This window comes from Brachybacterium alimentarium (genome assembly GCF_002332425.1).
Taxonomy (GTDB): domain Bacteria; phylum Actinomycetota; class Actinomycetes; order Actinomycetales; family Dermabacteraceae; genus Brachybacterium; species Brachybacterium alimentarium.
The window spans coordinates 476,470-503,280 of the sequence record NZ_NRGS01000005.1 but is presented as its reverse complement, the minus strand read 5'-3'; the positions used below and the strand labels follow the sequence as shown (position 1 = coordinate 503,280).

Genomic DNA, 26,811 nt, shown 5'->3' with positions numbered 1-26,811 from the left:
GGTGAGCACCGAGAGCACCGAGAGCACCGATCAGAGCACGCACCGCACGAGCACCGGCAGCGCCGACGCCGAAGCCGTCCGGGACCTCGCGTCCCGCGGCGACTCGCGCAGCCAGCGCCCCACGAACTCCGAGTTCCGAGAATTCATCTCCTCGGGATGGGACGAGACCGTTCCCGACGCCGAGCGCCGTGAGGCCGCGGACTTCACGCCCGCCCGTCGTGATGCCCTCGTGCGCCGCCTGCCGGCATCTCGGCTGGTGCTGCCCGCCGGCGTGCTGAAGGTGCGCTCCAACGACACCGACTACCCCTTCCGTCCGGACACCGCGTTCGCGTACTACGCGGGGCTGGGCACCGATGAGGAGCCCGACAGCGTGCTCGTCGTCGAGCCGTCGGCCGAGGATCCCGACCGCGCGGAGGCGACCTACTTCTTCCGGCCCCGCGCCGGCTTCGACACCTCCGAGTTCTACGCCGACGCCCGCTACGGCGAGATGTGGGTGGGGCGTCGTCCCACCGTCGTCGAGGCCTCCCAGCGGCTGGGCATCGAGGTGCGCCACATCGACGAGCTGCGCGACCATCTCGCCAAGGACGTCGGCGCCCAGCTGTCGCTGTCGATCCTGCCCGGCGTGGACGCGACCGTCGAGTCGATGGTCCAGGAGATCCGCGCGCAGAACTCCCTGCCCGGCGGGGACGAGGCCGACGCGGAGTTCGCGCAGCTGAGGGAGGTCGCGAGCGAGCAGCGCCTGGTCAAGGACGAGTACGAGATCCGCCAGATGCGCGAGGCCGTCGCGGCCACGATCCGTGGCTTCGAGGACGTCATCGCGCGCCTGCCCGAGGCTGTCGGCCACTCCCGCGGCGAGCGCGTCATCGAGGGCGTCTTCGCAGCGGCCGCCCGGCTCGACGGCAACGGGGTCGGCTATGACACCATCGCCGCCGCCGGCGACCACGCCTGCACCCTGCACTGGACCCGCAACGACGGCGCCGTGAGCGCCGACGAGCTCGTGCTGATCGATGCCGGCGTCGAGATCGACTCCCTCTACACGGCCGACGTCACCCGCACGCTGCCCGTGTCCGGCACGTTCTCCCCGGTCCAGCGCCGGGTCTACGAGGCCGTGCTCGAAGCGGCCGACGCCGCCTTCGCGGTGGCCCGCCCGGGCCTGCTCTTCCGTGATCTGCACACCGCCGCGATGGAGGTCCTCGCAGCCCGCCTCGAGGAGTGGGGGCTGCTGCCCGGCACCGCCGCGCAGAGCCTCTCCCCCGAAGGCCAGTGGCACCGTCGCTGGATGCCGCACGGCACCAGCCATCATCTGGGCATGGACGTGCACGACTGCGCCCAGGCTCGCCGCGAGATGTACCTCGACGCGCAGCTCGAGCCCGGCATGGTCTTCACCATCGAGCCGGGGCTGTACTTCAAGGAGAACGACCTGCTGGTGCCCGAGGAGCTCCGCGGCATCGGGGTGCGCATCGAGGACGACGTGCTGGTCACGGCCGACGGCGTCGAGAACCTCTCGGCCGCGGCTCCGCGCACGGTCCAGGACGTCGAGCACTGGATCTCCGGACTGCGCCGGTGAGCAGCTCCGCGCAGCAGCGATTCTTCGCCGCGCGACTGATCGGGACGACCGTCTTCGACCCGATCGGGGACGTGGTGGCGAAGGTGCGCGACATCGTGGTGCTCCCCCAGGACCGCAGCCCGGCCCGTGCGGTCGGGCTCGTGGTCGAGGTGGCGGTCAAACGCCGCGTGTTCCTGCCCATCACCCGCGTCACGTCGATCTCGCCGGGCCAGGTGATCTCCACCGGAGTGCTCAACGTACGCCGTTTCGAGAAGCGCGCCGGGGAGCTGCTCGTGGTCGGCGACCTGCTGGATCGTGCGGTGACGATGCAGGACGGCACGGGTGAGGCGACCGTGCTGGACATCGCGCTGGACCAGAACCGGCACAAGGACTGGGAGGTCTCCCGGCTGCACCTGCGCCGTCGGCGCCGCGGCAGCTCGCTCAGCCGCCTGGTCACCCGCGGGGAGACCCTCACCGTGGAGCCGCACGAGGTGACGGGCCTGTACGGCACCCAGGCGGAGCAGTCCGCCCACCTGCTGGCCGCGTCCTACCAGGACCTCAACCCCGCCGACCTCGCCGAGATCATCCAGGAGCTCGAGCCCAAGCGCCGGATCGAGCTCGCCGGGGAGCTGGCCGACGAACGACTCGCGGATGCGCTCGAGGAGCTGCCCGAGGACATCCGGGTCGAGCTGGTGACCGGACTGGAGGCCAGACGTGCTGCGGACATCCTCGATGCGATGGACCCCGACGATGCCGCGGACCTCGTCCAGGAGCTGCCCGAGGACATCGCCGCCGAGCTGCTGAACCTCATGGAGCCGGAGGAGGCGGAGGATGTGCGCCGCCTCCTCGCCTACGACGAGTACACCGCCGGCGGCATGATGACCACGGAGCCGCTGATCGTGGCCCCGGAGACCCCGGTCGCGCACTGCCTGGCGATGATCAGCCGCGAGGCGCTGCACGCCGCGATGGCCTCGACGGTGCACGTGTGCCGCTCTCCGCTGGAGACGCCCAGCGGCAGGCTGCTGGGCATCGTCCACTTCCAGCAGCTGCTGCGCGAGCGCCCGGACCGTCCCGTGGGCGAGATCCTGGACAACGACAAGGTCGCCGTCGGCCCCACGGCCCCGCTCTCCGCGGTGACCCGCGAGATGGCGACCTACAATCTGGTCTCGATCCCGGTGATCGACGACGAGGGTCGCCTGCTCGGCGCGGTGACCGTCGACGACGTGCTCGACCACATGCTCCCGGACGACTGGCGCGAGCAGGACGAGCCGGTGCCCACGACCGGGCAGATCGATCTGACGGAGATCGCCCGGGCCGCCCGTGACAGCGCGAAGGAGGACTGAGGATGGCAGAGCGCAACCCCCCATCGCTCGACGATCCCGCGCCCCGTCGCGGTGCCGTCCTGCACAATCCGTTCCAGGGGGATGCCTTCGGGCGCGCCGCCGAGACCTTCGCCCGCATGATGGGCACCCCGGCCTTCCTGGTCGGGATGACGCTGTTCTGCGCCGTCTGGCTGAGCTGGAACTCGCTCATGCCGGTCTCCGCCCAGTTCGACCCGCGGGCGCTGAACTTCACCCTGCTCACGCTGATCCTGTCGCTGCAGGCCTCCTACGCCGCGCCGCTGCTGCTGCTCGCGCAGAACCGGCAGGACGACCGCGACCGGGTGCAGGTCGAGCAGGACCGGCAGTCCAACGAGCGCAACCACGCCACCACCGACTTCATCACCCGTGAGATCGCGTCGCTGCGCCTGGCGCTGAACGACGTCGCCACCCGCGACTTCGTGCGCGGCGAGCTGCGCGATCTCCTCGAGGAGCTCGACAGTCCCCCGGACACCGATGCCTCCGACCACCACGCGGCACCGGCCGCGGACCCGATGGATGCGAGCACGCTGCGGTCGATCCTCCGCGAGGAGATCGACTCCGTGCTGCGCGAGCGCGACCTGGCCGGTGCCCATGACCACCAGAAGGAGCAGGATCCCTCGTGACCAGCACCGAGAACTCCGAGACCCCGAGCGCCCCGAGCGCCCCGAGCGCCCCGACGGAGGACGCCGCCGTCGACACCCGCATCACCCGCATCCATGAAGCGCTGAACGGCGTGATCGACCCCGAGATCCATCGGCCGATCACCGAGCTCGGCATGGTCGACTCGGTGACGATCGACGCCGACGACGTCGCCCGCGTGCAGGTGCTGCTGACGATCGAGGGCTGCCCCATGCGTGGCCGCATCGAGCAGGACACCGCCGAGGCGACGGCGACCGTGCCGGGTCTCAGCCGCGTCGAGGTCTCCACCAGCGCCATGAACGAGGAGCAGCGCCGTGAGCTCACCAACCGCCTGCGCCAGGGCCGCCGTCAGATCCCCTTCAACCAGGCCGGTTCACTGACCCGCATCTATGCGATCTCGTCCGGCAAGGGCGGGGTGGGGAAGTCCACCGTCACCGCGAATCTCGCCGCCGCGATGGCGGCCGATGGCCTGCGCGTCGGAGTCATCGACGCCGACATCCACGGCTTCTCGATGCCCGGCATGTTCGGCATCACGGCTCAGCCCACCAAGGTCTCGGACCTGCTGATGCCTCCCGAGGCGCACGGCGTCGCGGTGATGAGCATCGGCATGTTCGTCCCGGAGGGGCAGGCCGTGGTGTGGCGCGGCCCGAAGATGCACCGCGCGATCGAGCAGTTCGCCTCCGACGTGTTCTGGGGCGATCTTGACGTGCTGCTGCTGGACCTCCCGCCGGGCACCGGCGACGTGGCGATCTCCGTGGCGCAGCTGCTGCCGAGCGCGCAGATGGTGGTGGTGACCACGCCCCAGCAGTCCGCGGCGACGGTCGCGGAGCGGGTCGGTTCGCTCGCGTCCTCGACGGAGCAGGAGATCGCCGGGGTCGTGGAGAACATGGCCGGGCTGACCCTGCCGGACGGCTCCGTGATGGATGTCTTCGGGGCGGGCGGTGGCGACCGGGTCGCGGCGACGCTCGCCGAGTCCGTCGGCCATGACGTGCCGGTGCTGGGGCGGGTCGGGCTCGATCCTGCGCTGCGGGAGGGCTCTGATCAGGGCGTCCCGCTGGTGGTCTCCCACCCGGACTCCCCCACCGCCATGGCGCTCAAGGGCGTGGCGCGTTCGCTGGTCCGCAAGCCGCGGGGCCTGACGGGGATGAAGCTGCCGCTCAGCGTCGCGAAGGGCTGACGACCCGAGCGGCCTGTGGTCCGGCGGCCGGCGGCGTCGTTGGTGGGCCGGCGGCGGCATGGTGCGTCGGCACCGCCGCGGTCAGATCGTCGCTGCGGTCGGGATGCTGCGGATCAGGTCGCCTCGGGATCGAAGGGGGCGCGCTGGGGCCCGTCGTCCTTCGTGCGCTTGCCGCTGCTCTTGGACTTCGAGCCGGCGGCGGCTCCGGCGGCGCCGGCGACCGTCAGGGACTCCTTGTCCGGGAGGAGCTCCTCGATGCCGGTGTCGTCCCAGGCCTCCCGGATGATGCGGCGCGGATCGTACTGGCGCGGGTCGTACTTCCTGAGGTCCTCGATGGCGATGCCCATCTCGTCCTCGACCGTGGAACGGGAATCCTCGACCCAGCGGCGGGCCTGGCGCACCCACTGCACCATCTGCCGCGTGAGGTCGGGGAGCCGCTGCGGTCCCACGATCACGAGGAACACCACGAGCAGGACGACGAACTCCCACCCGCCGAGTCCCATGAATCCGGTGCCGCCCATGTCCCACCTGTACGTGTAGTCCGCTGATAGCCAGTGCCATTATTGCATCGGGGACGGCCCGCGGGTCGCAGTCGTCACCGGATCCTGACATAGTCTGGGCCGGAACGTTCGTGTCCACGGAGAGGAAGCAGTCATGTCGTCGGGAAAGGTGGCCAGTTGGGCCCATGGCGAGGAGTTCGTCGACGAGTCGACGCTCTTCTCCGACGACGGCGTTCTCGCCCGGGCACGGGATCGGGGCAACGAGCTCGGCGCACCCCCGGTGCTGCCGGGTGCGGGTGCCCTGATGCGTGTGCTCGCCGCGGCGGTCCAGGCACGCTCGGCGGTCGAGATCGGCACCGGCAGCGGGGTCGGCTCGCTCTACCTGCTCTCCGGCATGCATCCGGACGGCGTGCTCACCACGATCGACTCCGAGGTCGAGAATCAACGGGCGGCGCGCCAGTCCTTCACCGAGGCGCAGATCCGCTCCTCGCGCGTGCGCACCATCGCCGGCACTCCGCGCGACGTCATCGGCCGCCTCACTGATCACGCCTACGACCTGGTGAGCTTCCCTGCGCAGGCACCGCACGCCCTGGACCTGCTGACCCATGCGAAACGGCTGCTGCGGCCGGGCGGTGTCCTGGTGATCCCCCACGCCCTCTTCCACGATCGCGTCGCCGATCCCACCGCGCGCGATGCGGACACCCGCTCGGTGCGCGCCGTGCTCAAGGCCGTCTCGGAGTCGGAGGATCTGGTCCCGATGCTCACCGGCAGCGGCGACGGCGTGCTCGCCGCCGTGCTGCGGTGAGCTCATACGTACCTCGTACGTAGCTCATACGCAGCTCAGACGGACCGCTCCCCGAGCACACGAATGCCCCGCACCATCACGGTGCGGGGCATTCCTGTGCGGGCGGGCCCGGCTGTCAGGACTTGATGACGCCCTCCAGGGCATCACGAAGCTCAGCGGCTTCCGACGCGGCGATCTCGACGACCAGCCGGCCGCCGCCCTCGAGCGGAACTCGCATGATGATGCTGCGTCCCTCTTCCACGACCTCGAGCGGACCGTCCCCGGTGCGCGGCTTCATAGCAGCCATGGCGTGCCTCCTTGATGGTGTCGCTGTCCAGAGTGGCTCCCCCGGACGGGGCCTCCGACAACGCGCGTACGGTGGCCATTATCTCAGGTCTCGCGACCGGTTCGTGCGATGGACCCTCCGGCGCCGCCGAGAGACCTCGATCCCGGCCCCGATCCGACGCGTCGCGACCAGCACCATGAGCACGGCGACGACCGCTGCGACCAGCAGCAGGAGCAGGACCATCGGGCTGTCGGCGGTCATCGACGAGCCGCCTCCCGCAGCACCTCGAGCGCTTCCTCCGCGGAGTCCACGACCCGCAGCAGGTCCACATCGCCAGGATTGATCGTGCCGCTGTCGAGAACAGCGCTGGTCAGCCAGTCGAGCAGCCCCTGCCAGTAGGCACGGCCCACGAGGACGACGGGGAACATGTCGATCTTGTGGGTCTGCATGAGGCACAGGGCCTCGAACAGCTCGTCCAGGGTGCCGAGCCCGCCCGGCATCACGACGAAGCCGCTGGAGTACTTCACGAACATCGTCTTGCGGGCGAAGAAGTACCGGAAGTCGACACCGAGGTCGACATACTCGTTCATCCCCTGCTCGTGCGGCAGCTCGATCCCGAGCCCGACGGAGACACCGCCGGCCTGCTTCGCCCCGCGGTTCCCGGCCTCCATGATGCCGGGGCCGCCGCCGGTGATGACGGCGTACCCGAGCTCCACGATGCCTGCGGCGATCTCGATCGCGCACTGGTACGTCGGATCGTCCTCCCCGAGCCGCGCGGAGCCGAACACGGAGATCGCCGGGCCGAGCTCGGCGAGCGCCCCGAAGCCCTCGACGAACTCGGACTGGATGCGCATCACCCGCCAGGGATCCGAATGGACCCAATCCCCGGGGCCGTCCTCCTCGAGCAGGCGCTGGTCCGTCGTGCGCTCGGGTCGCTGCGTGCCGCGCAGCGTGACGGGTCCCTTGCGGTGGCGATCTCGTTCCTCGGGTGTCATGGTGCGAGGGTAGTCGTGCAGATCAGCCCGCGGCGATCCGGGTGAGGTGCGCGTGCTCACGGCAGAGACCAGCGGTCATCGCGCCGGGACCTCCAGCCAGCGCCTGAGCCCCGCGAGTGCGACGCGGAGGTCCTCGAGCGGGACGTGCTCGTCATCGGTGTGGGCGAGCAGGGGGTCACCGGGCCCGAAGTTCACCGCCGGGGTGCCGAGCGTCGAGAAGCGGGCCACGTCGGTCCAGCCCTGCTTGGCGGCCACGGGCACGTCGCCGAGGGCGGCGAGGAAGTCGCGGGCGGCGGGCGCCGACAGGCCCGGCAGGGCGCCCGCGGCGGAGTCGGTCACCACGATGTCGAGGTCGAGTCCGTCGAGCACCTCGCGCACGTGCGTCTCGGCCTGCTCGGGCGAGGTGTCCGGCGCGAAACGGTAGTTCAGCAGGGCCGTGGCCCGGTCGGGGATCACGTTTCCGGCGATGCCGCCGGAGATCGAGACCACGTTGAGGCATTCGCGGTACTCGAGGCCGTCGATCACGGCCCGTCGGGCCTCGTAGCCCGCGAGACGGTCGAGCACGGGAGCGAGCTGATGGATGGCGTTGTCTCCCACCCAGTCGCGGGCGGAGTGCGCAGCGATGCCCCGAGCGGTGACCTCGAGCTTCATGGTGCCCTTGCAGCCGCCTTCGATGCCGGCCGAGGTGGGCTCCCCCAGGATCGCGAAGTCCGCTGCGAGCTGGTCGGGGTGCTCGGCGGCGAGGCGGGTCAGGGAGTTGTCCGCCGCGGCGACCTCCTCGTGGTCGTAGAAGATCCACGTGAGGTCCACAGGGGCCGCGTCGGCCTCGACGGCGAGCTTGAGGAACACCGCGACGCCGCCCTTCATATCGCAGCTGCCGCGGCCCACGAGCTCCTCACGTCCTTCACGGGTGCGGCGGGAGGAGGGGAGGTTGTCGGCTACGGGCACGGTGTCGAGATGGCCGGCCAGGAGCACGCGGCGGCCCAGGCCGCGATCGGTGCGGGCGATGACGGTGTCGCCGTCGCGGATCACCTCGAGGTGCCCGGCATGCTCGCGCAGCGCGGCGTCGACGGCGTCGGCCAGGGCCTTCTCGTTCCCGGAGACGGATTCGATGTCGACGAGCGCCGCGGTGAGGTCGACGATGTCGGCGTGGGGATCCAGAACAGGTGCGGGACTGGTGTGCATGCCGTCATTGTGCCCTCCCGCTCGGGGCCGAGAAGGATCAGTCTTCGCGCAGCGCTCCCCCGGCGCGGGCCAGCCGCACGGCGACGGCCTCGGCGTGGCGCAGCAGCTGGGCGGACGTGCCCGGCTCCGCGCTGATCGCGGAGCCCGGCTGGGCGGTGCTGACGGGCACGCCCACCAGCAGGCGCCGCTCGTAGACGGTCTCGTCCAGGCCGACGGGCGCATAGAGGCCGTCCACCGCGATGGAGCCGGTCAGCATCCGTCGACGACTGCCGCGGGAGGCCCAGGAGTCCTTCTGCACCTCGCCGCGCTCCCGCCAGGCGCCCAGCAGGGGGCTGCGATACGCGGGAAGATCCACCGGGGGCAGATGGGCCTCGAGCACGCCGTCGCACAGAGCGGTGGAGCCGTCGGCGCCGCGCACCGCATAGCGGCCGGCCTCCTCGTCGATGTCCAGGTGCATGCGGGGGCCTGCGAAGCGCAGCAGACCGGCCTCCTCGAGGGCGAGCGCCTGGCGGGCGCGCTGCAGGGGCGGGCCGGAGGCCCAGGAGGCGAAGGCATTGCGCACGTGCCCGTCGATGTCGCCCCGCACCGACTCGGTCGTATACGCACCGAGATCGACCAGACGGTTGACCTGGGTGCGCAGGGTGATGAGCACTCGGTAGACCAGCAGCCAGGCGGGATCCGGATCAGCCGCGGCCCGCACCGACCGGCGCAGCACGTCCCGGGTGCGTCGATGGGCGTCGTGGCTCTCGCCTCCGCTGCGGCCGAAGGGGAACAGCAGGGGCACGAGGGCGTCGTCGTGCGCGAGCTGCTCATGGCCCGCCTCGGCGAGCGCTCGGCGCAGCTCGGCGAACATCAGCGGCAGGACGTCCCGCTCGTGGTCGACACCGGCCGAGCGCACGGCGAGCTCGAGCACGCGCTCCCCGGTGAGGACCTGTGGGACGTACGGGGCGGGCAGCTCGGCGCCGAGGTCGGGCTTGGGCCGGTACACCATCCCAGAGCGGGAGCCGACGTGCAGGACGGGCTCTGCCCCGCCGGGCAGGTAGCGCAGCCCCGAGGGTGCATCGGCGTCCGGCTCGAAGCGTCCCCCGGCGACGGAGGTGAGCATCCCGATCGCGTCGTAGAAGTTCAGGCCCATCCCCTGCACGGCGACGGCTCCTCGGCCCAGCAGGGACGCATAGTCGACATCGAGGGGATTGGCCGGTCCCAGGTGCACCAGTCCGTAACGGTCGGCCGCGTCGGCCAGCTGCTGGGAGCGCGGTCCCAGCGCGGTGGGCAGATGTCCCAGTGCCAGGGCGACCGCGTCGGCGGTCAGCACCCGGCTGTCGGACAGCCGCACTCGCTGGGCCCCGTCAGCCGGGCCCGTGACGTCGATGGCCTCGGCGGCGTGCTGCACGATCCGCAGGCGATCGGGATCGGCGTCGGCCTCGGCGCGCGCGAGCACGTGGGCGAGGTAGCGGCCGTGGGCGGCGCGCGGGGCGTAATCGCTCGCCCGGAACCCTTCGGAGGCGAGATGGTCGGCGAGGCTCTCGGCGCGGGCCGCGGGCAGCAGCGGATGGCAGCTGGCATCGGGATACATCGTGGTCTGGCAGGTGGTGGTGTTCATCAGCAGCACGTCGGGCTGGTCATGGCGCCAGACCGCTCCGCCGCGGCCCACCTGCGGATCGATCAGGTGCACGGTGAGCGGGCTCTGCCACTCCTCCAGCTGCGAGGCGGCGACCAGACGCTCGATGATCGCTGTGCCCCGCGGGCCCGCTCCGATGACGGCGACGGTGCGTGCGGGCTCGGTGCTGGCGATCATCGCTCCAGTATGGCGTGAGCCGCTCCCCTGCCCGGCCCACCGCCGTCTGGGAGCATATGTGTCATGCCGAACACCCCGACGCCGCCGCCGAGACCGCTGCAGCACGGAGCACCCGCCTTCTCCGCGGGCCCGTTCGCCGGGAGGCACGCCGCCCGCATCCGGGCGATCGCGAACTCCAGCCAGCTTCCCGAGGAGCGCGCGCTCGCGGACTCGATGGTGATGACCGCGTGGCTCAGCGCCGCGCAGCGCGAGACCTATGCGGAGCAGCTGCGCGCTCGGCCCGACGCGGAGGACTTCGTGGAACGCCTGGCCGAGGAGCGCCGCGTCGTGCTCGTCGAGGGCGCCGATCCGGTGTCCGACGAGCTGGAATCCGCTGCCCAGGCGGAACACGATGCCCGCCAGATCCCGCTGCGGATCCTCGAGGCCGCGCTGCTGCTCGGGGCGGGGGCCTGCTTCGCCGTGGCCGTCCTGCGCACCGAGTTCTCCACGTTCGCGGCGGGCCTGTCCTCACGGGCTCTGCCCGAGGGCGCCCTGGCGCTGTTGATCGTCCTCGCCGTCTGCCTGGTCGCGGCGGCCGTCGTGGGCACGATCGCGACCCGCCGACGAGACCGTCTGCTGCTGGACTGGGCCGTCTCGCGCCCGGGCCAGATGGGGCGCGGACTCCCGGTGCGCAGGGCGCTGCAGGGCGGTTCGGCGGGCCCGGCCGTCCTGCGCGGACTGGGCCCCGCGGTCCTGGTGGGCGCCGGGATCCTCGCGATCTGCGTCGGGGCGGCCATCCTGCTGATCACCCTGCTCAGCGGTGAGGACCCCGCCGCCACCCGGCTCGCGCTGTGGCTGCTGGGAGGGGGCATGGTCTCCCTGCTGCTGGCGGTCATCGCGGTGCAGTTGCGATCCCGCCGCATCGTGCAGATCGTGCGCCGAGCCCGGGCCGCGGAATGGTTCGGAGACCAGGGGCAGCAGGGCCCCCAGCAAGGACCGGGACTGCTGGACGACACCGTCCTCGGGGAGTGACGCGCTGGGCCCGGCGCCACGGCGCGTCGCGTCCGCCGCCCCTCATCCCTCACTGCTCAGCCCCTCGGCACGGGCGTAGCTCTCCCATCGCGCTGCGGCAGGGACCCGGCGCAGGTCCCTGCCCAGCAGCACCACCAGCGCACCGGCGACGAGGATGCCCGAGAACAGCAGCATGGTCGGCAGGGGGCCCACGAGATCGAGGCCCCAGCCGGCCGCTGCGGGCGCCAACGGCATGAACCCCATCGCGATCGTTCCCATCAGCGCGCCGATCCGCCCCTGCATCGCGACCGGGGTGATGTGGAGCAGGAAACCCTGGGTGCCGGCGTTCAAGGGCGCGATGCCGATCCCCATCACCGCATAGGCCGCAGCGATCGCGAGCATCCCGGGAGCGAACGGGAGGAACGCGGCGGCCGCCGCCATGATGAGGATCGGCCCGGTGACCAGAACTCCCGTCGGGACCTTCTCGACCAGGCGCGGGGCGAGGACGGCGCCCAGCAGGATCGACCCCGCCAGCACCGTGTTCAGCAGGCCTATGCGTCCGGCCGGGACCCCGCTCGCCGTGAGGTGCAGCAGCACGGTGAGGAGGAGGCCGTTCGAGCCGAGGTTGACCAGTGTGGCGACAGCCAGGAGCTGGACCCGCACCCGCTGCGAGAGGGCCCAGACCACGGCCTCCCGCAGGTCGTCACGGACCCGGGTGGACGCCGCCTCGACGGCACGGGGCAGGTAGCGGCCGCGCATCCGCCAGGTGGCCAGCACGGAGCCCAGGTTCCCCAGCAGCTGCGCGAGCGGCGGGAAGGCCACGGCGAGGCCGAAGAGCACTCCGCCGAGCGGCCCGGCGATCATCTCGACCGCAGCGTCTCGACCCTGGTTGACGGAGACGGCGCGCGACAGCTGGGCCGGCGGCACCAGCTGCTTGAGCATCGCGTCCGAGGCGGCCCCCAGCAGGCCGGCCCGGAAACGATCGAAGAAGGCGATCGTCGCGAGCACCAGCACGCTCCCCCAGCCGGCCATGAGCACCACGATCAGCACGGCCTGCAGGAGCGTTCCGGTCGAGCCGGCGAGCAGCCGCAGTCGGCGCCTGCCGAACCGGTCGGCGAGGAGGCCTCCGGGCACCATCCCCACGAGGCCCCCGATCCCCTGGATCATCCCGACCAGGCCCGTCGCGCCGAGGGATCCGGTGACGGCATAGGTCACGAGCGGGAAGGCGAACGTCCCGATGCCGGTGCCCAGCTCCAGGCAGACGTCGCCGAGCAGCCAGCGGCGGTACTCGGCGTTGCGACGCAAGGGCTGCGGAGCCGAGGCAGTGGTCGTCATGGCCGGAACACTAGTCGCACACGACTTGTTGCGCAACAGATCTTGCGCAAGGGGTGGTGCGCAGCAAATGGATCAGGCGCGGGGCGCTCCGTAGACTCACCGCATGAGCAGCACTGCACCGGATGACGACTCGACCTCTCCCCCGACGCACGCCACCCAGGAGCAGCTGCGCGCACTGGCCCATCCCCTGCGGCTCGACATCGTCCATCGCGTGGGGCATCGAGGCACGGCCCGGGCGGCGGACCTCGCCGCCGACCTGTCGATCCCCGCGAACTCCGTGAGCTACCACCTGCGCATCCTGGCTCGCGGAGGAGTGATCGAGGAGGCTCCCGAAGCGGCACGAGACCGGCGGGACCGCGTGTGGAGGCTGACCCAGACCTCCTTCTACTTCGGCAACGGCACGCGTTCGGCCGATGGCACCGATGGCGCCGACGGTGACTACCTCGCCGCGTCCGGGGCCGCATCGCTCGCGGCCTTCGACCGGATGCGTTCCGCATGGGCCGCGCGACTCTCCCGGCAGTCCACCGGCCCGGACGTCGACGACGACGAGCTCAGCTCCCTGTACGCGTCGGACCTCCGCATCTCCGCGGCACAGGTGCGGGAGCTGAACTCGCTCATCCAGACCACGCTCGCCGAGTACAACGCGCTCAACCGTGATGACCAGGGCGTCGAGATCCCAGGCGACCCGGATTCCGAGGACGCCGCCTTCACCTATCAGGTCCTGTGGGCCGCCACCGCCCACCGGGCGTCCGCTGAGGGGTCCTCGTCCCCGCGCGACGACTGATCGGGCACGGGCCCCTGATCCGCGATCCGCCCGCGCCCGGTTCCGCCCTCCTCTGCTGCTCTCTGCTGGCCTCCGCTGCGACGGACCCCGGGGATGTGCTGTTCATCCTGGGCGGTGAGCAGGACCGGCGTTCTCCCGGCTCGGCTTCGTAGACTCCTCCCATGACCACGACGACCACGGACGCGCCCGCGACCCATGCATGGGGCATCGGCCTCGCGACCGTCGCTGCCGACGGCTCCACCCTCGACACCTGGTATCCCGCGCCCCAGCTCGGCCGGGCCCCGGGCTCCCCGGAATCCGCGCCGCTCCATGCCCGGCTCGCCGCCGCCACCCGCGCCGACGAGGTGCGTGGAACCACCCAGGAGGTCGTGGTGCGCGCGGTCGACCTCAGCGCCGCCCCGGCCGACGCCCCGGACGCCTACCTGCGCCTGCACCTGCTCTCCCACCGCCTGGTCCTGCCCCATGCCCAGAACCTCGACGGGCTGTTCGGCACGCTCACCAACGTCGTGTGGACCTCCGAGGGCCCCTGCGCCGTGGCCGGCTTCGAGGAGACCCGCCTGGCCCTGATCTCCGCCGGTCGCACGCCGAGCGTCTTCGGGGTCGACAAGTTCCCCCGCATGGTGGACTACGTGCTGCCCTCCGGCGTGCGCATCGGCGACGCCGACCGCGTGCGCCTGGGCGCTCATCTCGCCGAGGGCACCACCGTCATGCACGAGGGCTTCGTCAACTACAACGCAGGCACCCTGGGCACGTCCATGGTCGAGGGCCGCATCTCCCAGGGCGTCATCGTCGAGGACGGCTCCGATGTGGGAGGGGGCGCGTCCACGATGGGCACGCTCTCCGGGGGCGGCACCGAGCGAGTGCGCATCGGCAAGCGCGCTCTCGTGGGCGCCGAGGCCGGCATCGGCATCGCGCTCGGCGACGACAGCGTGGTCGAGGCGGGTCTCTACCTGACCGCCTCCGCCAAGGTCGTCGTCGTGGGCGAGAAGGGTCGGCGCAGCGGAGGCAGCGAGGACGAGCACGTGGTCAAGGCCCGCGACCTCTCGGGGGTGCCGAACCTGCTGTTCCGCCGCAACTCGCTGAGCGGCGCGATCGAGGCGGTGGCCCGCGAGGGCCAGACCGTCGAGCTCAACGCCGCCCTGCACGCGAACTGACAGGACGGAGAGCTGGAGATGGCAGGTCGCGCACGGGCGAGGGGCTCCGTCGGCCGACACCTCGTGATCCCCCTGGTCATGGTGCTGGCGTGCGCGGGGATCGCCGGGGGCTCCTACGTCGCCCTGCAGCGCTACGGCTCCCCCGCGCACGTGGGCACCTGCACCGCCCACGGGCTGGGCACCAGCCACCGCTACAGCACCGATCGAGCAGAGAACGCGGCACTGATCAGCGCCATCGCGGTGGATCGGGGCCTGCCTCCACGGGCGGCGTCGATCGCGCTCGCGACCGCCTACCAGGAGTCCCAGCTGCAGAACATCGAGCACGGGGATCGTGACTCCCTGGGCCTGTTCCAGCAGCGGCCCTCGCAGGGCTGGGGCACCGAGGATGAGGTCCAGGACCCGATCTACTCCACGAACGCCTTCTACGACGCGCTCGAGACGGTCAGCGCCTACGAGAGCGGGGACATCAACGACGTGGCCCAGGAGGTCCAGCGCTCCGGCCACCCCGAGGCGTATCGCGACCACGAGACCGAAGGACGCCTGTACGCCTCCGCCCTGACCGGGCAGTCCGGCGCGAACCTGGTGTGCACGCTCGACGAGGTCGGCTCGACCACCTCGCCCGAGCAGCTGCGCGGGGAGCTCGCGGGGCAGTTCCCGCGCCTGACCGAATCCGGCGGGATCGCCTCGTCGCTGCGTCCAGCGGGCTCCGTGGCCCCGCAGCGGCCCGACGGCTCCGGGGCGACCGCGCTGGTCATCGACACCGGTGGGGACACCACCCGCGGATGGGCGCTCGCGAACTGGGCCGTCGCCCGCGCCGCGCAGGACGGCGTGGTCCAGGTGTCCTACCAGGGCCGAGTATGGGACCGCTCCCTGCGCCGTGAGGAGGCCGAGACCTGGGGCAGCGTCGACGGCGGCGAAGCAGACTCGGTGGTCGTGCTGGTCAGCGGCGGCTGAGACCGCGAGCGCAGGACGGGCCAGACGCCCGGACAGGCGGGCTGGTGGTCTGGCGGTCTGGCGGTCTGGCGGTCTGGCGGGCAGGCGGGCTGTTGGTCTGGTGGTATGGCGAGCAGGGTAGCGTCGCGCTCATGCGCACCGCGCCCCTGCAGCTGGTCGCCCACCGCGGCGATCCCGTGCACGAGATCGAGAACACCCTGGCGGCGGTGCGCCGCGCCCGGGCCGACGGCGCCGCGCTCATCGAGGTGGATCTGCGGCGCACGGCCGACGGGGAGTGCGTGCTGCTGCACGACCCGACGTCGCTGCGCCTGTGGGGCGTGGACCGACCGGTGCGCGAGCAGCGCACCGCGGAGCTCGCACCGGGAATTCCGCTGCTGCGCGACGCCCTCGTGGAGGCCGCGCCGAGCGCCCTCCTCCTGGACCTGCCCGATGACGGTCCCGACCCCCTCCTCGCACACGCCGTGGTCGACACCGTCCGTGCCGTGCGCGCAGCCGATCCGTCCGTTCCTGCCCCGTCCTACTGCGGAGGGCTCACCGCGATGCGCGCCGTGCGTGCGTCGGAGCCGTCGGCCGAGATCCGGCTGACGTGGAAGGTGCCCGAGCCGATCCCGGACGAGATCCTGGTCGAGCTGCGACCCCGCTCCTGGAATCCGCCGCACGAGCTGGTGGACGCGGCATCGATCGCCTGGGCCCGTGCCCACGGGCTCGAGGTCACCTGCTGGACGGTGGATGACGCCCGGCGGGCGGAGGAGCTCGCGGTGCTCGGCGTCGACGCGATCACCTCGAACCGGGCCGGTGCTCTCAGGCGGGAGCTGGGGATCCGCGCGCGGTGACGGACGGCAGAAGGCCCTGGCCGGGTGAACCTCCGTGGGAGGTCTCTCGGGCCAGGGCCTTCTCGATGCGTGGTGACGCGGTCAGTCGCGGTTGTCGAGCTCTGCCTTCAGCTCGGCCAGGCGCAGCTCGCTGGTGCCCGTGCGGTCCTCCATGGGAACGTACGGGCGCTCGGCGTGACCGGTGTAGATCTGGCGCGGCCGCCCGATCTTGGTCTCCGGGTCGTGGACCATCTCCTGCCACTGGGCGATCCAGCCCGGCAGGCGACCGATCGCGAACAGGACAGTGAACATCTCGGTCGGGAAGCCGATCGCCTTGTAGATGAGGCCGGTGTAGAAGTCGACGTTCGGGTAGAGCTTGCGCTCGACGAAGTAGTCGTCCTGCAGGGCGATCTCCTCGAGCTTCATCGCGAGCTCGAGACGCTCGTCATGGACGCCGAGGCGCTCGAGGACGTTGTCCGCGATCTTCTTCACGATGCGGGCGCGCGGATCGTAGTTCTTGTAGACCCGGTGGCCGAAGCCCATGAGGCGGATCCCGTCCTCCTTGTTCTTCACCTTCTCCATGAAGTCGCGGGGGTCCATGTTCTCGGTCTGGATCTGGTCGAGCATGTCCATCACCGCGGCGTTCGCGCCGCCGTGGGCCGGTCCGGAGAGGGCGCCGATGCCGGCGGAGATCGACGTGAACAGGTTTGCCTGAGCGGAGCCCACCAGGCGCACGGCCGAGGTCGAGCAGTTCTGCTCGTGGTCGGCGTGCAGGATCAGCAGCTGTTCCATCGCCCGCACCACGACTGGATCGGCGATGTAGTCCTCGACCGGGAACCCGAAGGTCAGGCGCAGGAAGTTCTCGATCAGGGAGAGGCGGTTGTCCGGGTACAGCAGCGCATGGCCCTGGGCCAGGCGGTGGGCGTAGGCGGCCATCGTCGGCATCTTCGCGAGCAGCCGCACCGTCGACAGACGGGTCTGCTCCTCGTCGAAGGGGTCCAGCGAATCCTGGTAGAAGGTCGAGAGTCCGGAGACCCCGGCCTGCAGGACGGCCATCGGGTGGGCGTCGCGGGGGTATCCGTCGAACATGCGCTTGAAGCGCTCGTCGAGCAGGGTGCGCCGCTCCACCTGGGCGACGAAGTTGTCGAGCTGGCCCGTGGTGGGCAGCTCGCCGTTGATCAGCAGGTACGAGACCTCCAGGAAGGAGGAGTTCTCGGCGAGCTGCTCGATCGGGTATCCGCGATAGCGCAGGATGCCCTCGTCACCGTCGATGTAGGTGATCGACGACTTCGCGTTGGCGGTGTTCATGAAGCCGGGGTCGTAGGTGACCTCACCGGTCTCCTTGCGCAGCGGGCCGATCGAGATGCCCGAGTTCCCCTCGACCGAGGGGACGATCGGGAGATCGAGGGATTTCTCCCCGAGCGTGAGCTGAGCAGACGTAGCGTGATCCATGGGCTCTCCGTTGTGCAGTGTCGGATCGGTGGGTGCGCGCGAGGCGCAGGTATCAGGAGCGCTCGAGGCGCTGGGCGGCGGCGGCGATCCGCTCATCGGTCGAGGTGAGCGCGACGCGGACGAAACGCCCGCCACCCTCACCATAGAACATCCCGGGAGCGACCAGGATCCCGAGGGCAGCGAGGCGATCCACACTGCTCATCGCGTCCTCGTCGAAGGTTGTCCACAGGTACAGACCGGCTTGCGAGCCGTGGATCGCGCCTCCGGCTCCCCGCAGCGCTGGCTCCAGGATCGCGCGGCGTGCACGATAGGTCTCGCGCTGCGTCGCCACGGCATCGTCGTCGCCGAGGGCGACGGTCATCGCCGCCTGGATCGGCGCCGGGAGCATCATGCCGGCCTGCTTGCGCACCGCCAGCAGCTCGCCCACCACGGACGGGTCCCCCGCGACGAACGCCGCCCGGTAGCCCGCCAGGTTGGACTGCTTGGACAGCGAGTAGACGCACAGCACGCCGTCCAGCGAGCCGCCGTTCACGCGCGGGTCCAGCACCGAGGAGACCTCGTCGACGGTCCAGGGCAGCAGGGCGTAGCACTCGTCGGAGGCGACCACGATGCCCCGTTCCCGGGCCCAGCGCACGATCGCCGCCATCTGCTCCGCGGTGAGCACCTCACCGGTGGGGTTCGACGGGGAGTTCAGCCACAGCAGACGGATGCGGGAGGCGGCCGACGGGTCAGGCAGTGCCGCCTCCCCGTCGGCGGCGAGCGCCGCCATGTCCAGCGGCAGCGCCTCGGCGCCGACGAAGCGCGCGCCCATGTCGTAGGTCGGGTACGCGACGTCCGGGAAGGCGACGACGTCGCCCGCGCCGATCCCGAGCTGGAAGGGCAGGTGCGCGACGAGCTCCTTGGAGCCGACGGTGGGCAGCACGCCGTCCACGTCGAGCGCCGCGGGTGCGCCGCGATGACGGCGCACGAAGTCCACCAGGGCCTCGCGCAGAGCGGGCGTGCCGACGGTGGTGGGGTAGCCGGGGCGATCGGCCGCGGCCGCCAGCGCCCGCTGCACGGAGGCAGGGGTCGGATCCACCGGGGTCCCGACGGAGAGATCGACGAGGCCTCCCTGGTGCGCGCTCGCGCGCTGCGCCGCGCCGGCGAGGGCATCCCACGGAAAAGCGGGCAGGCGGGCGGCGAGCCCGCGACGGCTCGAGCGGTCAGCGCTGGCTGAGATGTCAGAGATGCCGGAGGTGCCCGAGGTGTCAGCTGCTGTGGCCATGGCTCAGACCAACGGGTTCGGCTGCGGGGGCAGCGCCTCGACGAGAGGATGGTCCTTCTCGATGACGCCCATCTTCGCGGCGCCGCCGGGAGCTCCCAGATCGTCGAAGAACTCGACGTTGGCCTTGTAGTAGTCGGCCCACTGATCCGGGGTGTCGTCCTCGTAGAAGATCGCCTCCACCGGGCAGACGGGTTCGCAGGCGCCACAGTCCACGCACTCGTCGGGCTGGATGTACAGCATCCGGCTGCCCTCGTAGATGCAGTCCACGGGGCATTCATCGACGCAGGCGCGGTCCTTCACGTCGACGCAGGGGAGGGCGATGACGTACGTCATGAACAACATCCTTCCGGCAGGGAGACGGTTCCATCCTCTCATCCCCGCCCCTGGCGGACCTCCCTCTCCGGGGCCGCCGCAGCGTACGTGACACGACGAACATCCTGGCGGGTGCGACCAACGGCCGCGAAGACGACTAGCCTCGCGCCATGACACTGCGTGACGAGCATCGGGTGCGCGCCGGCTGGGCGCCGTTCCTGCAACCGGGGGTGCGCGTGGTCCTGCGCTACGCGATCAACCGCGAGAGCTCCCCGCATGGGGAGTCGATGAGCGATGCGCTGGGCACCATTCTCGCGGCCGACGATTCCGAGGTGCGGGTGATGACCCGGCGCGGCCAGGTACGGGTGCCGCGACCGCTGGTCATCGCGGCGAAGGAGGTGCCTCCCCCGCCGGTGCGCCGGCCCCGGCCCGAGTCGCCCTGAGGATGTAGTCGGCGCCGGAGATCACGTGCAGCGCCACGGCGATCCACAGCAGCACTCGCACGGCCGGCACCAGGTCCGGTGCCCACGCGGCCACCACGACCAGTCCGAACACGGACGTCATGAGCAAGAAGGTGCGTACCTTCCCGAGTCGGGACACGGCGATGCGCCCGCCGAGCGCGGCCCGTGTGGCCAGCAGCACCATCGCGACGTCCACCACCACGATGATCACCAGCGCCGCCCAGGGCAGGAGGTCGGCGACGGCGAGCGATGCCACGATCGCCGCCAGGCCGATCCGATCCGCGATCGGGTCGATGATCTCGCCCGTGCGGCTGGTCTGGTCCAGCGCACGGGCCAGCACCCCGTCGATCCAGTCCGTGCTGGCCCACGCCAGCAGCAGCACCACGGCGAGGGTGTCCGGGCCGTCCAGCAGCAGCGCGCACACCGGAGCGAGCAGCGCGAAGCGCGCGAGCGTGACCAGGTTCGGGATCGTCGCCCAGTCGGGACGGCGACGCTGCGTCATGCTGCGTCGCGCCGGGCGGGAGGCCGGCTGCTGCCACGGCTGCGTCGGCCGTCACGGCGTCGTCGGCCGAGAGTGACGGCGAGCACCCCGAGGAACGGGATGCCGATCCCCAGGGCCTGCACGATCCACCCGGAGTACTGTGCCTTCCCTGCGATCACGGCGGGCATCAGCACACCGCCTCCCGCCCCGTTGCCGAGGAAGGGGATCGCGACCAGCGCCCACAGGGAGCCGACCACCACGAGCGGCAGGCGCGAGCCCGTCGAGGCATACAGGAACACCGTGACGACCACCTGGAACAGGGCTCCGAAGAGCAGCCCGGCGGGAAGATCGATCCCGAGCAGCTCCAGCTGCATCCGATGCGTGGTGATCATCAGCAGCACCGAGACGATGGTCAGCACGACCCCCATCACCACCTGGGCGACCCGGGAGGGGAGGGAGGTCGTGTCGACCGTCGTGGCGCGACGGTGCGCGTCCGTCACGGGATCACTTCCCGGACTTGGCCTTCGACCGTGCGCGGTTGCGCTCGGTGGCGTCCAGGAGCACCTTGCGGATGCGGATGACCTCCGGGGTGACCTCGACGCACTCGTCGTCGTTGGTGAACTCGAGGGACTCCTCGAGGGTCAGCCGGCGCGGCGGCACCAGGTTCTCGAAGGAGTCCGAGGAGGCCGCACGCATGTTCGTCAGCTTCTTCTCCTTCGTGATGTTCACGTCCATGTCCTCGTTGCGAGAGTTCTCGCCGACGATCTGGCCCGCGTAGACCTCGGAGGTGGGCTCGACGAAGAACGAGCCGCGCTCCTGGAGGTTGATCATCGCGAAGGGGGTCACGGTGCCGGCACGGTCGGCGACCAGCGAGCCGGTGGCGCGGAACTCGATGTGTCCCATCCAGGGCTCGAAGCCGTCGGCGTAGGACGAGGCGATGCCGTTGCCGCGGGTCTCGGTCATGAACCGGGTGCGGAAGCCGATCAGGCCGCGGGAGGGTACGGTGAACTCCATGCGCACCCAGCCGGAGCCGTGGTTGCTCATCGTCTCCATGCGGCCCTTGCGCGAGGCCATCAGCTGGGTGACGGTGCCGAGGTACTCCTCGGGCACGTCGATGGTCATGCGCTCGACGGGCTCGTGCTTGTGGCCGTCGATCTCGCGGGTGAGGACCTTCGGCTTGCCGACGGTGAGCTCGAAGCCCTCACGGCGCATCTGCTCGACCAGGATCGACAGCGCCAGCTCACCGCGGCCCTGCACCTCCCAGGCGTCGGGGCGCTCCGTGGGCAGCACCTTGAGCGACACGTTGCCGACCAGCTCCTGGTCCAGCCGGTCCTTGACCTGGCGGGCGGTGAGCTTGTGGCCCTTCCCGTTCTTCCCGGCCAGCGGAGAGGTGTTGATGCCGATGGTCATCGAGATCGCGGGATCGTCGATGGTGATCAGCGGCAGCGGGCGCGGGTCCGCGAGATCGGCAAGGGTCTCGCCGATCATGATCTCGGGGATGCCGGCCACGGCGACGATGTCGCCCGGGCGGGCGGTGCCGGTCATGGGCACGCGGGTGAGGCCCTTGGTCTCGAGCAGCTCGGTGATCTTGACCTGCTTGGTGGTGCCGTTCTGGGTGCACCAGGCGACCTGCTGGCCCTTGCTCAGCTCGCCGTTCTTGATGCGCAGCAGCGCGAGACGGCCGAGGAACGGCGAGGCGTCGAGGTTGGTGACGTGCGCCTGCAGGGGCACCTCGTCATCGTAGGTCGGCGCGGGAATGGACTCGAGGATCGTCTTGAACAGCGGCTCGACGGTCTCCTCCTCGGGGAGGGTGCCGTCGGCCGGCTGAGTGGTCGAGGCGCGGCCGGCCTTGCCGGAGGCGTAGACCACCGGCACGTCCAGGACGGCGTCGAGATCGATGTCGGGCATCTCCTCGGACAGGTCCGACGCGAGGCCCAGCAGCAGGTCGGTGGCCTCGCCGACGACCTCCTCGATGCGGGCGTCGGGGCGATCGACCTTGTTGACCACGAGGATCACCGGGAGCTTCGCGGCGAGCGCCTTGCGCAGCACGAAGCGGGTCTGCGGCAGCGGGCCCTCGGAGGAGTCCACCAGCAGCACGACACCGTCGACCATGGACAGTCCGCGCTCGACCTCGCCGCCGAAGTCGGCGTGCCCGGGGGTGTCGATGACGTTGATGGTGATGCCGTCGGGCTCACCGATCTCCGCAGCCGACGGGCCGACATAGCGGATCGCCGTGTTCTTCGCGAGGATGGTGATGCCCTTCTCGCGCTCCAGCTCGCCCGAGTCCATCGCCCGCTCGTCGTGCTTGTCGTGGTCGCTGAAGGCGCCACCCTGGGTCAGCATGGCGTCGACCAGGGTGGTCTTGCCATGGTCGACGTGGGCGACGATGGCGACGTTTCGCAGGTCGTTGCGGAGGCGGAGAGTCATACGCGAAGGCTCGTTTCAAGTTGCTCGGCGGGGCGGGGACCGAGCAGCGCCCGGTCGCACGGAGAGGTGCGACCCGCTCCAGGGCCTTGGCGAGTCTATCGGCAAGCAGCGCAAAGGTCAGCGGTCTGTCGATGAGATGTTCGACGCGGTGTCGGCCGATGGTCGGCGCCGACCGTCGAGACGGAGCGCGGCGGGCCCGGACGCAGACCGCGCTCGGACCGATTCCTCGGCCCGAGCGCGATGCTCGGAGGTGGCCCACGGGACGGTGGGCGCGTCGCTCATGAGATCAAACGTGTCCGGCCTCGGAGAAGGGATCGATGACCCCGCCGTCGTCCTGCGGGCCGTCCGCCTCCGCGTCCTCCACCACCGGGGCGGGTGCCTCGACATCGATGGTCTCGGCCCCCGCGAGCGGGATGGAGCCGCCGGGGATCGCCGCCAGCAGACGCTTGGTGTAGTCCTCCTGCGGGGAGTGGAACACCTGATCGGTGGTCCCCTGCTCGACGACCCTCCCCTTCTCCATGACCAGCGTGCGATCGGCGATCTGCCGCACCACCGCGAGGTCGTGCGTGATGAAGAGGTAGGAGAGCCCGAGCTCGGACTGCAGATCGTTGAGCAGCTCCAGGACCTGGGCCTGGACCAGCACGTCGAGCGCGGAGACCGCCTCGTCGCAGATCACGACCTCCGGGTCGAGCGCCAGGGCGCGAGCGATCGCGATGCGCTGACGCTGCCCGCCCGAGAGCTCGTTGGGATAGCGCCGCATCATCTCCGCGGGCAGCGCGACCTTGTCCAGCAGGTCACGTACCTTGGCCTCCCGGCTCTTCGCATCGCCGATGCCGTGCAGGCGCAGCGGCTCCTCGATCGTGCTGTAGATCGAGTACATCGGGTCGAGGGTGCCGTAGGGGTTCTGGAAGATCGGCTGCACGCGGCGGCGCAGCGACTTCAGCTCCTTGCCCTTGTACGTGGTGACGTCCTTGCCCTCGAAGAGCACGCGGCCCGACGTCGGGTCCAGGAGCTTCAGCACCATCTGCGCGACCGTGGACTTGCCCGACCCGGACTCCCCCACGATCGCCGTGGTGGTGCCGCGCTCGATCGCGAAGGAGACGCGGTCCACAGCGGTGAAGGGGGTCGACCTCCACGGGACGCTGCCCCGGATCGGGAACTCCTTGGTGAGGTCCTGGACCTGGATCACTGCGTGCGGATCGGTCTCGCCGTACCCGAACTCCGGGGCCGCGCCGTCCGCCTGCCGGGCGGGCGCCGCCGGTGCTCCCGTCGCCGCTGCCCTCTCCGGCGCGGCGGTCGTCCGCTCCTGCCGGGGCCTCTCGCTCACCTCGGCCCGTCCCGCGCCGGAGCCCAGTCGCCGGGAGGCGAGGGAGGGCGCCGCGCCGATGAGCCGCTTGGTGTACGGGTGCTGCGGATTCTGCAGCAGCTCGATCGCCGGCCCGGACTCGACGATCCGGCCCTTGTACATGACGACCAGATGCTGGGCGCGTTCGGCGGCCAGTCCGAGGTCGTGGGTGATCAGCAGGACCGCCACCCCGAGCTCCTCGGTGAGGGTGTCGAGGTGGTCGAGGATCTGCTGCTGCACGGTGACATCGAGCGCGCTGGTGGGCTCGTCGGCGATCAGCAGCTTCGGCCGGGCGGCGAGTCCCATCGCGATCAGGGCTCGCTGCTTCATGCCGCCGGAGAACTCGTGCGGGTACTGGCCGGCGCGGCGCGCCGCATCGGGCAGTCCGGCCTCCTCCAGCAGCTCCACCGCGCGTCTGTTCGCCGCGGCACCGCGCGCCATCCCGTTGGCCGAGAGCGCCTCCTTGATCTGCGTCCCCACCTTCCACATGGGGTTGAGGTTGCTCATCGGATCCTGCGGGACCAGGCCGATCTCGCTTCCGCGCAGCGCGAGGATCTCGCGGGTGGGGACGGACGTGATGTCCTTCCCGGCGAAGCGGATGCTGCCTCCGGTGACCGCGCCGTTCTTCGGCAGCAGACGGGCGATGCTCATCGCCGTGGTGGACTTCCCGGAGCCTGATTCGCCGACGATCGCGACCGTCTCGCCCGGGTAGACGGACAGGTTCGCACCGCGGACGGCGCGCACCGGACCGTTGGTCGTGCCGAAGGTGATCTCGAGATCGGAGATCTCCAGCAGCGGTTCGTCGCTCGAGGTGTGGGTGGAGGTGGTCATCGCTTCCTCGCCTTCGGGTCGAGGGCGTCGCGCACGGCGTCCCCGAGCATGATGAAGCTCAGCACGGTGATCGCGAGCGCCATCGACGGGTAGAACAGCATCATCGGCTGGGTGCGCAGCGCGGGCTGGGCGTCGGAGATGTCCCCGCCCCAGGAGACGGAGGCGGAGGGGAGGCCCACGCCCAGGAAGGACAGCGTGGCCTCGGCGACGATGTACACGCCGAGGTTCACGGTCGCGGTGACGATCACCGGGGCGATCGCATTGGGGACCACGTGCTTGACGAGGTTGATCACCGGGTTCGCGCCCAGTGCGGTCGAGGCGGTCACGAAGTCCTGGTTCTTCACCGAGATCACCGAGCCGCGCATGATGCGCGCGACGTTGGTCCATCCGAAGACGCCGAGGACCAGGATCACCATCGGCACGTTCATCGAGTCGGCACGGTTGGCGATCACGATCGCGCCGAGGATCAGCGGGATCGCGAAGAAGATGTCCGTGATGCGGGAAAGGACCGCATCGAAGATCCCGCCCACGTAGCCGGCCAGAGCGCCCAGGATGCCGCCGATGAGCGTCGCCAGGATCATCGTGAAGAAGCCGACCATCACCGAGGTGCGGGTCCCGTACAGCACACGGGCCAGGACGTCGTAGCCCTGCCGGGTGGTGCCGAAGGGGTGCTCTCCGCTCGGTGGCTGGTTGGACGCCGTGATGTCGCCGTAGTTCGGATCCTGGCTGGTGAACAGGCTCGGGAACGCCGCGATGACCAGGATGATGAGGATCAGGACCGCCGAGATGACGAACACGGGGTTCCGGATCAGGCTGCGGCCCGCCTCGGCCCACATCGAGCGCGGCGCGGAGGTGGTGTCGACCGCGTCGACGGCGCCCAGAGGCGTCTCGTCCAGCGGGGCGACGACGTGCTCGGCGCTGGGACGCAGGGTTCGGGAGTGGCGGGGTTCACTTCGCATAGCGGATCCTCGGGTCGAGCACGGCGTAGAGCAGGTCCACGATCAAGTTGGCGATCAGGAAGATGATCACCAGCAGCGTCACCACCGACACGATCATCGGGCTCTCGCCGTCGTTGATGGCCCGGAAGAGCAGCGAGCCGATGCCGTTGATGTTGAAGATGCCCTCGGTGACGATCGCGCCGCCCATGAGGGCACCCAGGTCCGCGCCGATGAAGGTGACCACAGGGATCAGGGAGTTGCGCAGGATGTGCTTGGAGACGACGCCGCCGCGGGAGAGCCCCTTGGCGGTCGCCGTGCGCACATGGTCAGCGGTCGCGACCTCGGCGATCGAGGTGCGGGTCAGGCGCAGCACGTAGGCGAAGGAGACGGCGCCGAGCACCACTCCGGGCACCAGGAGGTTCTGCCACGACGGATCACGCCCCACGTTGACCGGGGCGATCCCGAGCTTCACGCCGAGCCCGAACTGCGCGACGAAACCGATGACGAAGGTCGGCACGGCGATGACCAGCAGCGACACCATCAGCAGCGTGGTGTCGATCAGGGTGCCCTTCCTCAGGCCCGAGATCACGCCGGCGACCACTCCGAAGACGGTCTCGATCACGATCGCGATGATCGCGAGCCGGAAGGTGACAGGGAACGCGGCCTTGATCTGGTCGATGATCGGACGGCCGTTGAACCCGATGCCGAAGTCGCCCTGGAAGAGATTGCCCAGGTAGATCAGCCACTGGATGACGACAGGCTTGTCGAGGTTGTACTGCGCGCGCAGCTTGTCGGCCACGGCCGGGGAGATCGGCTTGTCACCCGCGATCGCCGCGATGGGGTCCCCGGAGGAGACGAAGGCCATCAGATAGACGATGAGGGTGGCGCCGAGGAACACGGGGATCATCTGCAGCAGTCGCCGCCCGATGTACCAGATCACGTCGGTCACCTTCGGTTTGAGGGAGCACGGGGCGTCGGAGGATGGCCGCTCGTCCATGGC

Annotated in this window: 27 protein-coding genes; 11 read left to right on the top strand and 16 right to left on the bottom strand. The window is 70.6% G+C overall.

All coding sequences use genetic code 11. From position 1 onward, the window contains the following. The first annotated feature begins 1 nt into the window (after window position 1). From CIK71_RS05505 to CIK71_RS05490, 4 genes are all read left to right on the top strand, one after another. Window positions 2-1,567: an aminopeptidase P family protein gene (locus CIK71_RS05505; RefSeq protein WP_096164136.1), complete on the top strand. Its 1,566-nt coding sequence runs from the start codon at window positions 2-4 to the stop codon at window positions 1,565-1,567. Then, a complete protein-coding gene (locus tag CIK71_RS05500) occupies window positions 1,564-2,889 on the top strand; it encodes a magnesium transporter MgtE N-terminal domain-containing protein (RefSeq protein ID WP_176485550.1) in 1,326 nt (441 codons plus the stop codon). Before CIK71_RS05505 ends, CIK71_RS05500 begins: the two co-directional genes overlap by 4 nt. A gap of 2 nt (window positions 2,890-2,891) precedes the next feature. Continuing rightward, window positions 2,892-3,530 carry a DUF1003 domain-containing protein gene (locus tag CIK71_RS05495; RefSeq protein WP_096164135.1) on the top strand — a complete coding sequence of 213 codons (639 nt, stop codon included), beginning with the start codon at window positions 2,892-2,894 and terminating at the stop codon, window positions 3,528-3,530. 80 nt (window positions 3,531-3,610) lie between these two features. Next, entirely contained in the window at window positions 3,611-4,723 is a 1,113-nt protein-coding gene (locus CIK71_RS05490) for a P-loop NTPase (protein ID WP_245857324.1), read from the top strand. Window positions 4,724-4,836: 113 nt separating this feature from the next. Here the strand turns inward: CIK71_RS05490 and CIK71_RS05485 are convergent, their stop codons facing one another. After that, window positions 4,837-5,244: a twin-arginine translocase TatA/TatE family subunit gene (locus tag CIK71_RS05485; protein WP_096164133.1), complete on the bottom strand. Its 408-nt coding sequence runs from the start codon at window positions 5,242-5,244 to the stop codon at window positions 4,837-4,839. Window positions 5,245-5,377: 133 nt separating this feature from the next. Between CIK71_RS05485 and CIK71_RS05480 the strand changes: the two genes are divergently transcribed. Next, window positions 5,378-6,028: an O-methyltransferase gene (locus tag CIK71_RS05480; protein WP_096164132.1), complete on the top strand. Its 651-nt coding sequence runs from the start codon at window positions 5,378-5,380 to the stop codon at window positions 6,026-6,028. Between the two features lie 115 nt (window positions 6,029-6,143). Here CIK71_RS05480 and CIK71_RS05475 read toward each other — a convergent pair whose 3' ends face one another. The 5 genes from CIK71_RS05475 to CIK71_RS05455 form a co-directional block, all read right to left on the bottom strand. Beyond that, on the bottom strand, window positions 6,144-6,314 hold the full coding sequence (locus tag CIK71_RS05475) for a DUF3117 domain-containing protein (protein WP_096164131.1): 171 nt from the start codon (window positions 6,312-6,314) through the stop codon (window positions 6,144-6,146). 78 nt (window positions 6,315-6,392) lie between these two features. Then, window positions 6,393-6,554 (bottom strand): hypothetical protein, encoded by a 162-nt coding sequence (locus tag CIK71_RS17660; RefSeq protein ID WP_096164130.1) that lies wholly within the window; start codon window positions 6,552-6,554, stop codon window positions 6,393-6,395. After that, entirely contained in the window at window positions 6,551-7,288 is a 738-nt protein-coding gene (locus tag CIK71_RS05465; protein WP_096164261.1) for an LOG family protein, read from the bottom strand. Before CIK71_RS05465 ends, CIK71_RS17660 begins: the two co-directional genes overlap by 4 nt. 75 nt (window positions 7,289-7,363) lie before the next feature. Further along, window positions 7,364-8,473: a succinyl-diaminopimelate desuccinylase gene (dapE, locus tag CIK71_RS05460; RefSeq protein ID WP_096164129.1), complete on the bottom strand. Its 1,110-nt coding sequence runs from the start codon at window positions 8,471-8,473 to the stop codon at window positions 7,364-7,366. 37 nt (window positions 8,474-8,510) lie between these two features. Further along, complete coding sequence (locus CIK71_RS05455; RefSeq protein WP_096164128.1) at window positions 8,511-10,271, bottom strand: FAD/NAD(P)-binding protein; 1,761 nt, start codon at window positions 10,269-10,271, stop codon at window positions 8,511-8,513. A gap of 63 nt (window positions 10,272-10,334) precedes the next feature. Between CIK71_RS05455 and CIK71_RS05450 the strand changes: the two genes are divergently transcribed. Next, the gene (locus tag CIK71_RS05450; protein ID WP_176485549.1) at window positions 10,335-11,282 is read left to right on the top strand and encodes a hypothetical protein; all 948 of its coding nucleotides are present in this window, start codon (window positions 10,335-10,337) and stop codon (window positions 11,280-11,282) included. 42 nt (window positions 11,283-11,324) lie between these two features. Here the strand turns inward: CIK71_RS05450 and CIK71_RS05445 are convergent, their stop codons facing one another. Then, the gene (locus CIK71_RS05445; protein ID WP_096164127.1) at window positions 11,325-12,596 is read right to left on the bottom strand and encodes an MFS transporter; all 1,272 of its coding nucleotides are present in this window, start codon (window positions 12,594-12,596) and stop codon (window positions 11,325-11,327) included. Between the two features lie 103 nt (window positions 12,597-12,699). Here CIK71_RS05445 and CIK71_RS05440 point away from each other — a divergent pair, with 103 nt between their 5' ends. The 4 genes from CIK71_RS05440 to CIK71_RS05425 all read left to right on the top strand — a co-directional run bounded on the left by CIK71_RS05440 (window position 12,700) and on the right by CIK71_RS05425 (window position 16,321). Continuing rightward, the gene (locus CIK71_RS05440) at window positions 12,700-13,380 is read left to right on the top strand and encodes a winged helix-turn-helix domain-containing protein (protein ID WP_096164126.1); all 681 of its coding nucleotides are present in this window, start codon (window positions 12,700-12,702) and stop codon (window positions 13,378-13,380) included. A 161-nt stretch (window positions 13,381-13,541) separates the two neighbouring features. Beyond that, window positions 13,542-14,534, top strand: a complete 993-nt coding sequence (gene dapD / locus CIK71_RS05435) for a 2,3,4,5-tetrahydropyridine-2,6-dicarboxylate N-succinyltransferase (protein ID WP_096164125.1) — start codon at window positions 13,542-13,544, stop codon at window positions 14,532-14,534. A gap of 18 nt (window positions 14,535-14,552) precedes the next feature. Beyond that, window positions 14,553-15,488 carry a hypothetical protein gene (locus CIK71_RS05430; RefSeq protein ID WP_096164124.1) on the top strand — a complete coding sequence of 312 codons (936 nt, stop codon included), beginning with the start codon at window positions 14,553-14,555 and terminating at the stop codon, window positions 15,486-15,488. A 131-nt stretch (window positions 15,489-15,619) separates the two neighbouring features. Further along, the gene (locus CIK71_RS05425) at window positions 15,620-16,321 is read left to right on the top strand and encodes a glycerophosphodiester phosphodiesterase (protein ID WP_096164123.1); all 702 of its coding nucleotides are present in this window, start codon (window positions 15,620-15,622) and stop codon (window positions 16,319-16,321) included. Between the two features lie 81 nt (window positions 16,322-16,402). On the opposite strand, the gene CIK71_RS05420 is transcribed toward CIK71_RS05425, so the two are convergent. Genes CIK71_RS05420 through fdxA form a run of 3 tightly spaced genes read right to left on the bottom strand, consistent with a single transcriptional unit; the run spans window position 16,403 to window position 19,349 of the window. Beyond that, window positions 16,403-17,752: a citrate synthase gene (locus CIK71_RS05420; protein WP_096164122.1), complete on the bottom strand. Its 1,350-nt coding sequence runs from the start codon at window positions 17,750-17,752 to the stop codon at window positions 16,403-16,405. Between the two features lie 52 nt (window positions 17,753-17,804). Then, window positions 17,805-19,016, bottom strand: coding sequence for a succinyldiaminopimelate transaminase (dapC, locus tag CIK71_RS05415; RefSeq protein WP_096164121.1), 1,212 nt, complete (start codon window positions 19,014-19,016; stop codon window positions 17,805-17,807). A 3-nt stretch (window positions 19,017-19,019) separates the two neighbouring features. Further along, window positions 19,020-19,349: a ferredoxin gene (fdxA, locus tag CIK71_RS05410; RefSeq protein ID WP_096164120.1), complete on the bottom strand. Its 330-nt coding sequence runs from the start codon at window positions 19,347-19,349 to the stop codon at window positions 19,020-19,022. Window positions 19,350-19,498: 149 nt separating this feature from the next. Here fdxA and CIK71_RS05405 point away from each other — a divergent pair, with 149 nt between their 5' ends. Then, window positions 19,499-19,771, top strand: a complete 273-nt coding sequence (locus tag CIK71_RS05405) for a putative acetyltransferase (RefSeq protein ID WP_096164119.1) — start codon at window positions 19,499-19,501, stop codon at window positions 19,769-19,771. Here the strand turns inward: CIK71_RS05405 and CIK71_RS05400 are convergent. The 6 genes from CIK71_RS05400 to CIK71_RS05375 form a co-directional block, all read right to left on the bottom strand. Beyond that, window positions 19,710-20,291, bottom strand: a complete 582-nt coding sequence (locus tag CIK71_RS05400) for a CDP-alcohol phosphatidyltransferase family protein (RefSeq protein ID WP_096164118.1) — start codon at window positions 20,289-20,291, stop codon at window positions 19,710-19,712. The genes CIK71_RS05405 and CIK71_RS05400 overlap by 62 nt on opposite strands. Then, a complete protein-coding gene (locus CIK71_RS05395) occupies window positions 20,288-20,770 on the bottom strand; it encodes a hypothetical protein (protein WP_241964213.1) in 483 nt (160 codons plus the stop codon). The genes CIK71_RS05400 and CIK71_RS05395 overlap by 4 nt, the downstream gene beginning before the upstream one ends. Window positions 20,771-20,774: 4 nt before the next feature. Continuing rightward, window positions 20,775-22,697 carry a translational GTPase TypA gene (gene typA / locus CIK71_RS05390; protein ID WP_096164117.1) on the bottom strand — a complete coding sequence of 641 codons (1,923 nt, stop codon included), beginning with the start codon at window positions 22,695-22,697 and terminating at the stop codon, window positions 20,775-20,777. 286 nt (window positions 22,698-22,983) lie between these two features. Continuing rightward, window positions 22,984-24,873 carry a dipeptide ABC transporter ATP-binding protein gene (locus CIK71_RS05385; protein ID WP_096164116.1) on the bottom strand — a complete coding sequence of 630 codons (1,890 nt, stop codon included), beginning with the start codon at window positions 24,871-24,873 and terminating at the stop codon, window positions 22,984-22,986. Further along, entirely contained in the window at window positions 24,870-25,832 is a 963-nt protein-coding gene (locus tag CIK71_RS05380; protein WP_096164115.1) for an ABC transporter permease, read from the bottom strand. Before CIK71_RS05380 ends, CIK71_RS05385 begins: the two co-directional genes overlap by 4 nt. Beyond that, a complete protein-coding gene (locus tag CIK71_RS05375; RefSeq protein WP_096164259.1) occupies window positions 25,822-26,751 on the bottom strand; it encodes an ABC transporter permease in 930 nt (309 codons plus the stop codon). The genes CIK71_RS05380 and CIK71_RS05375 overlap by 11 nt, the downstream gene beginning before the upstream one ends. Between the last annotated feature and the right edge of the window lie 60 nt (window positions 26,752-26,811).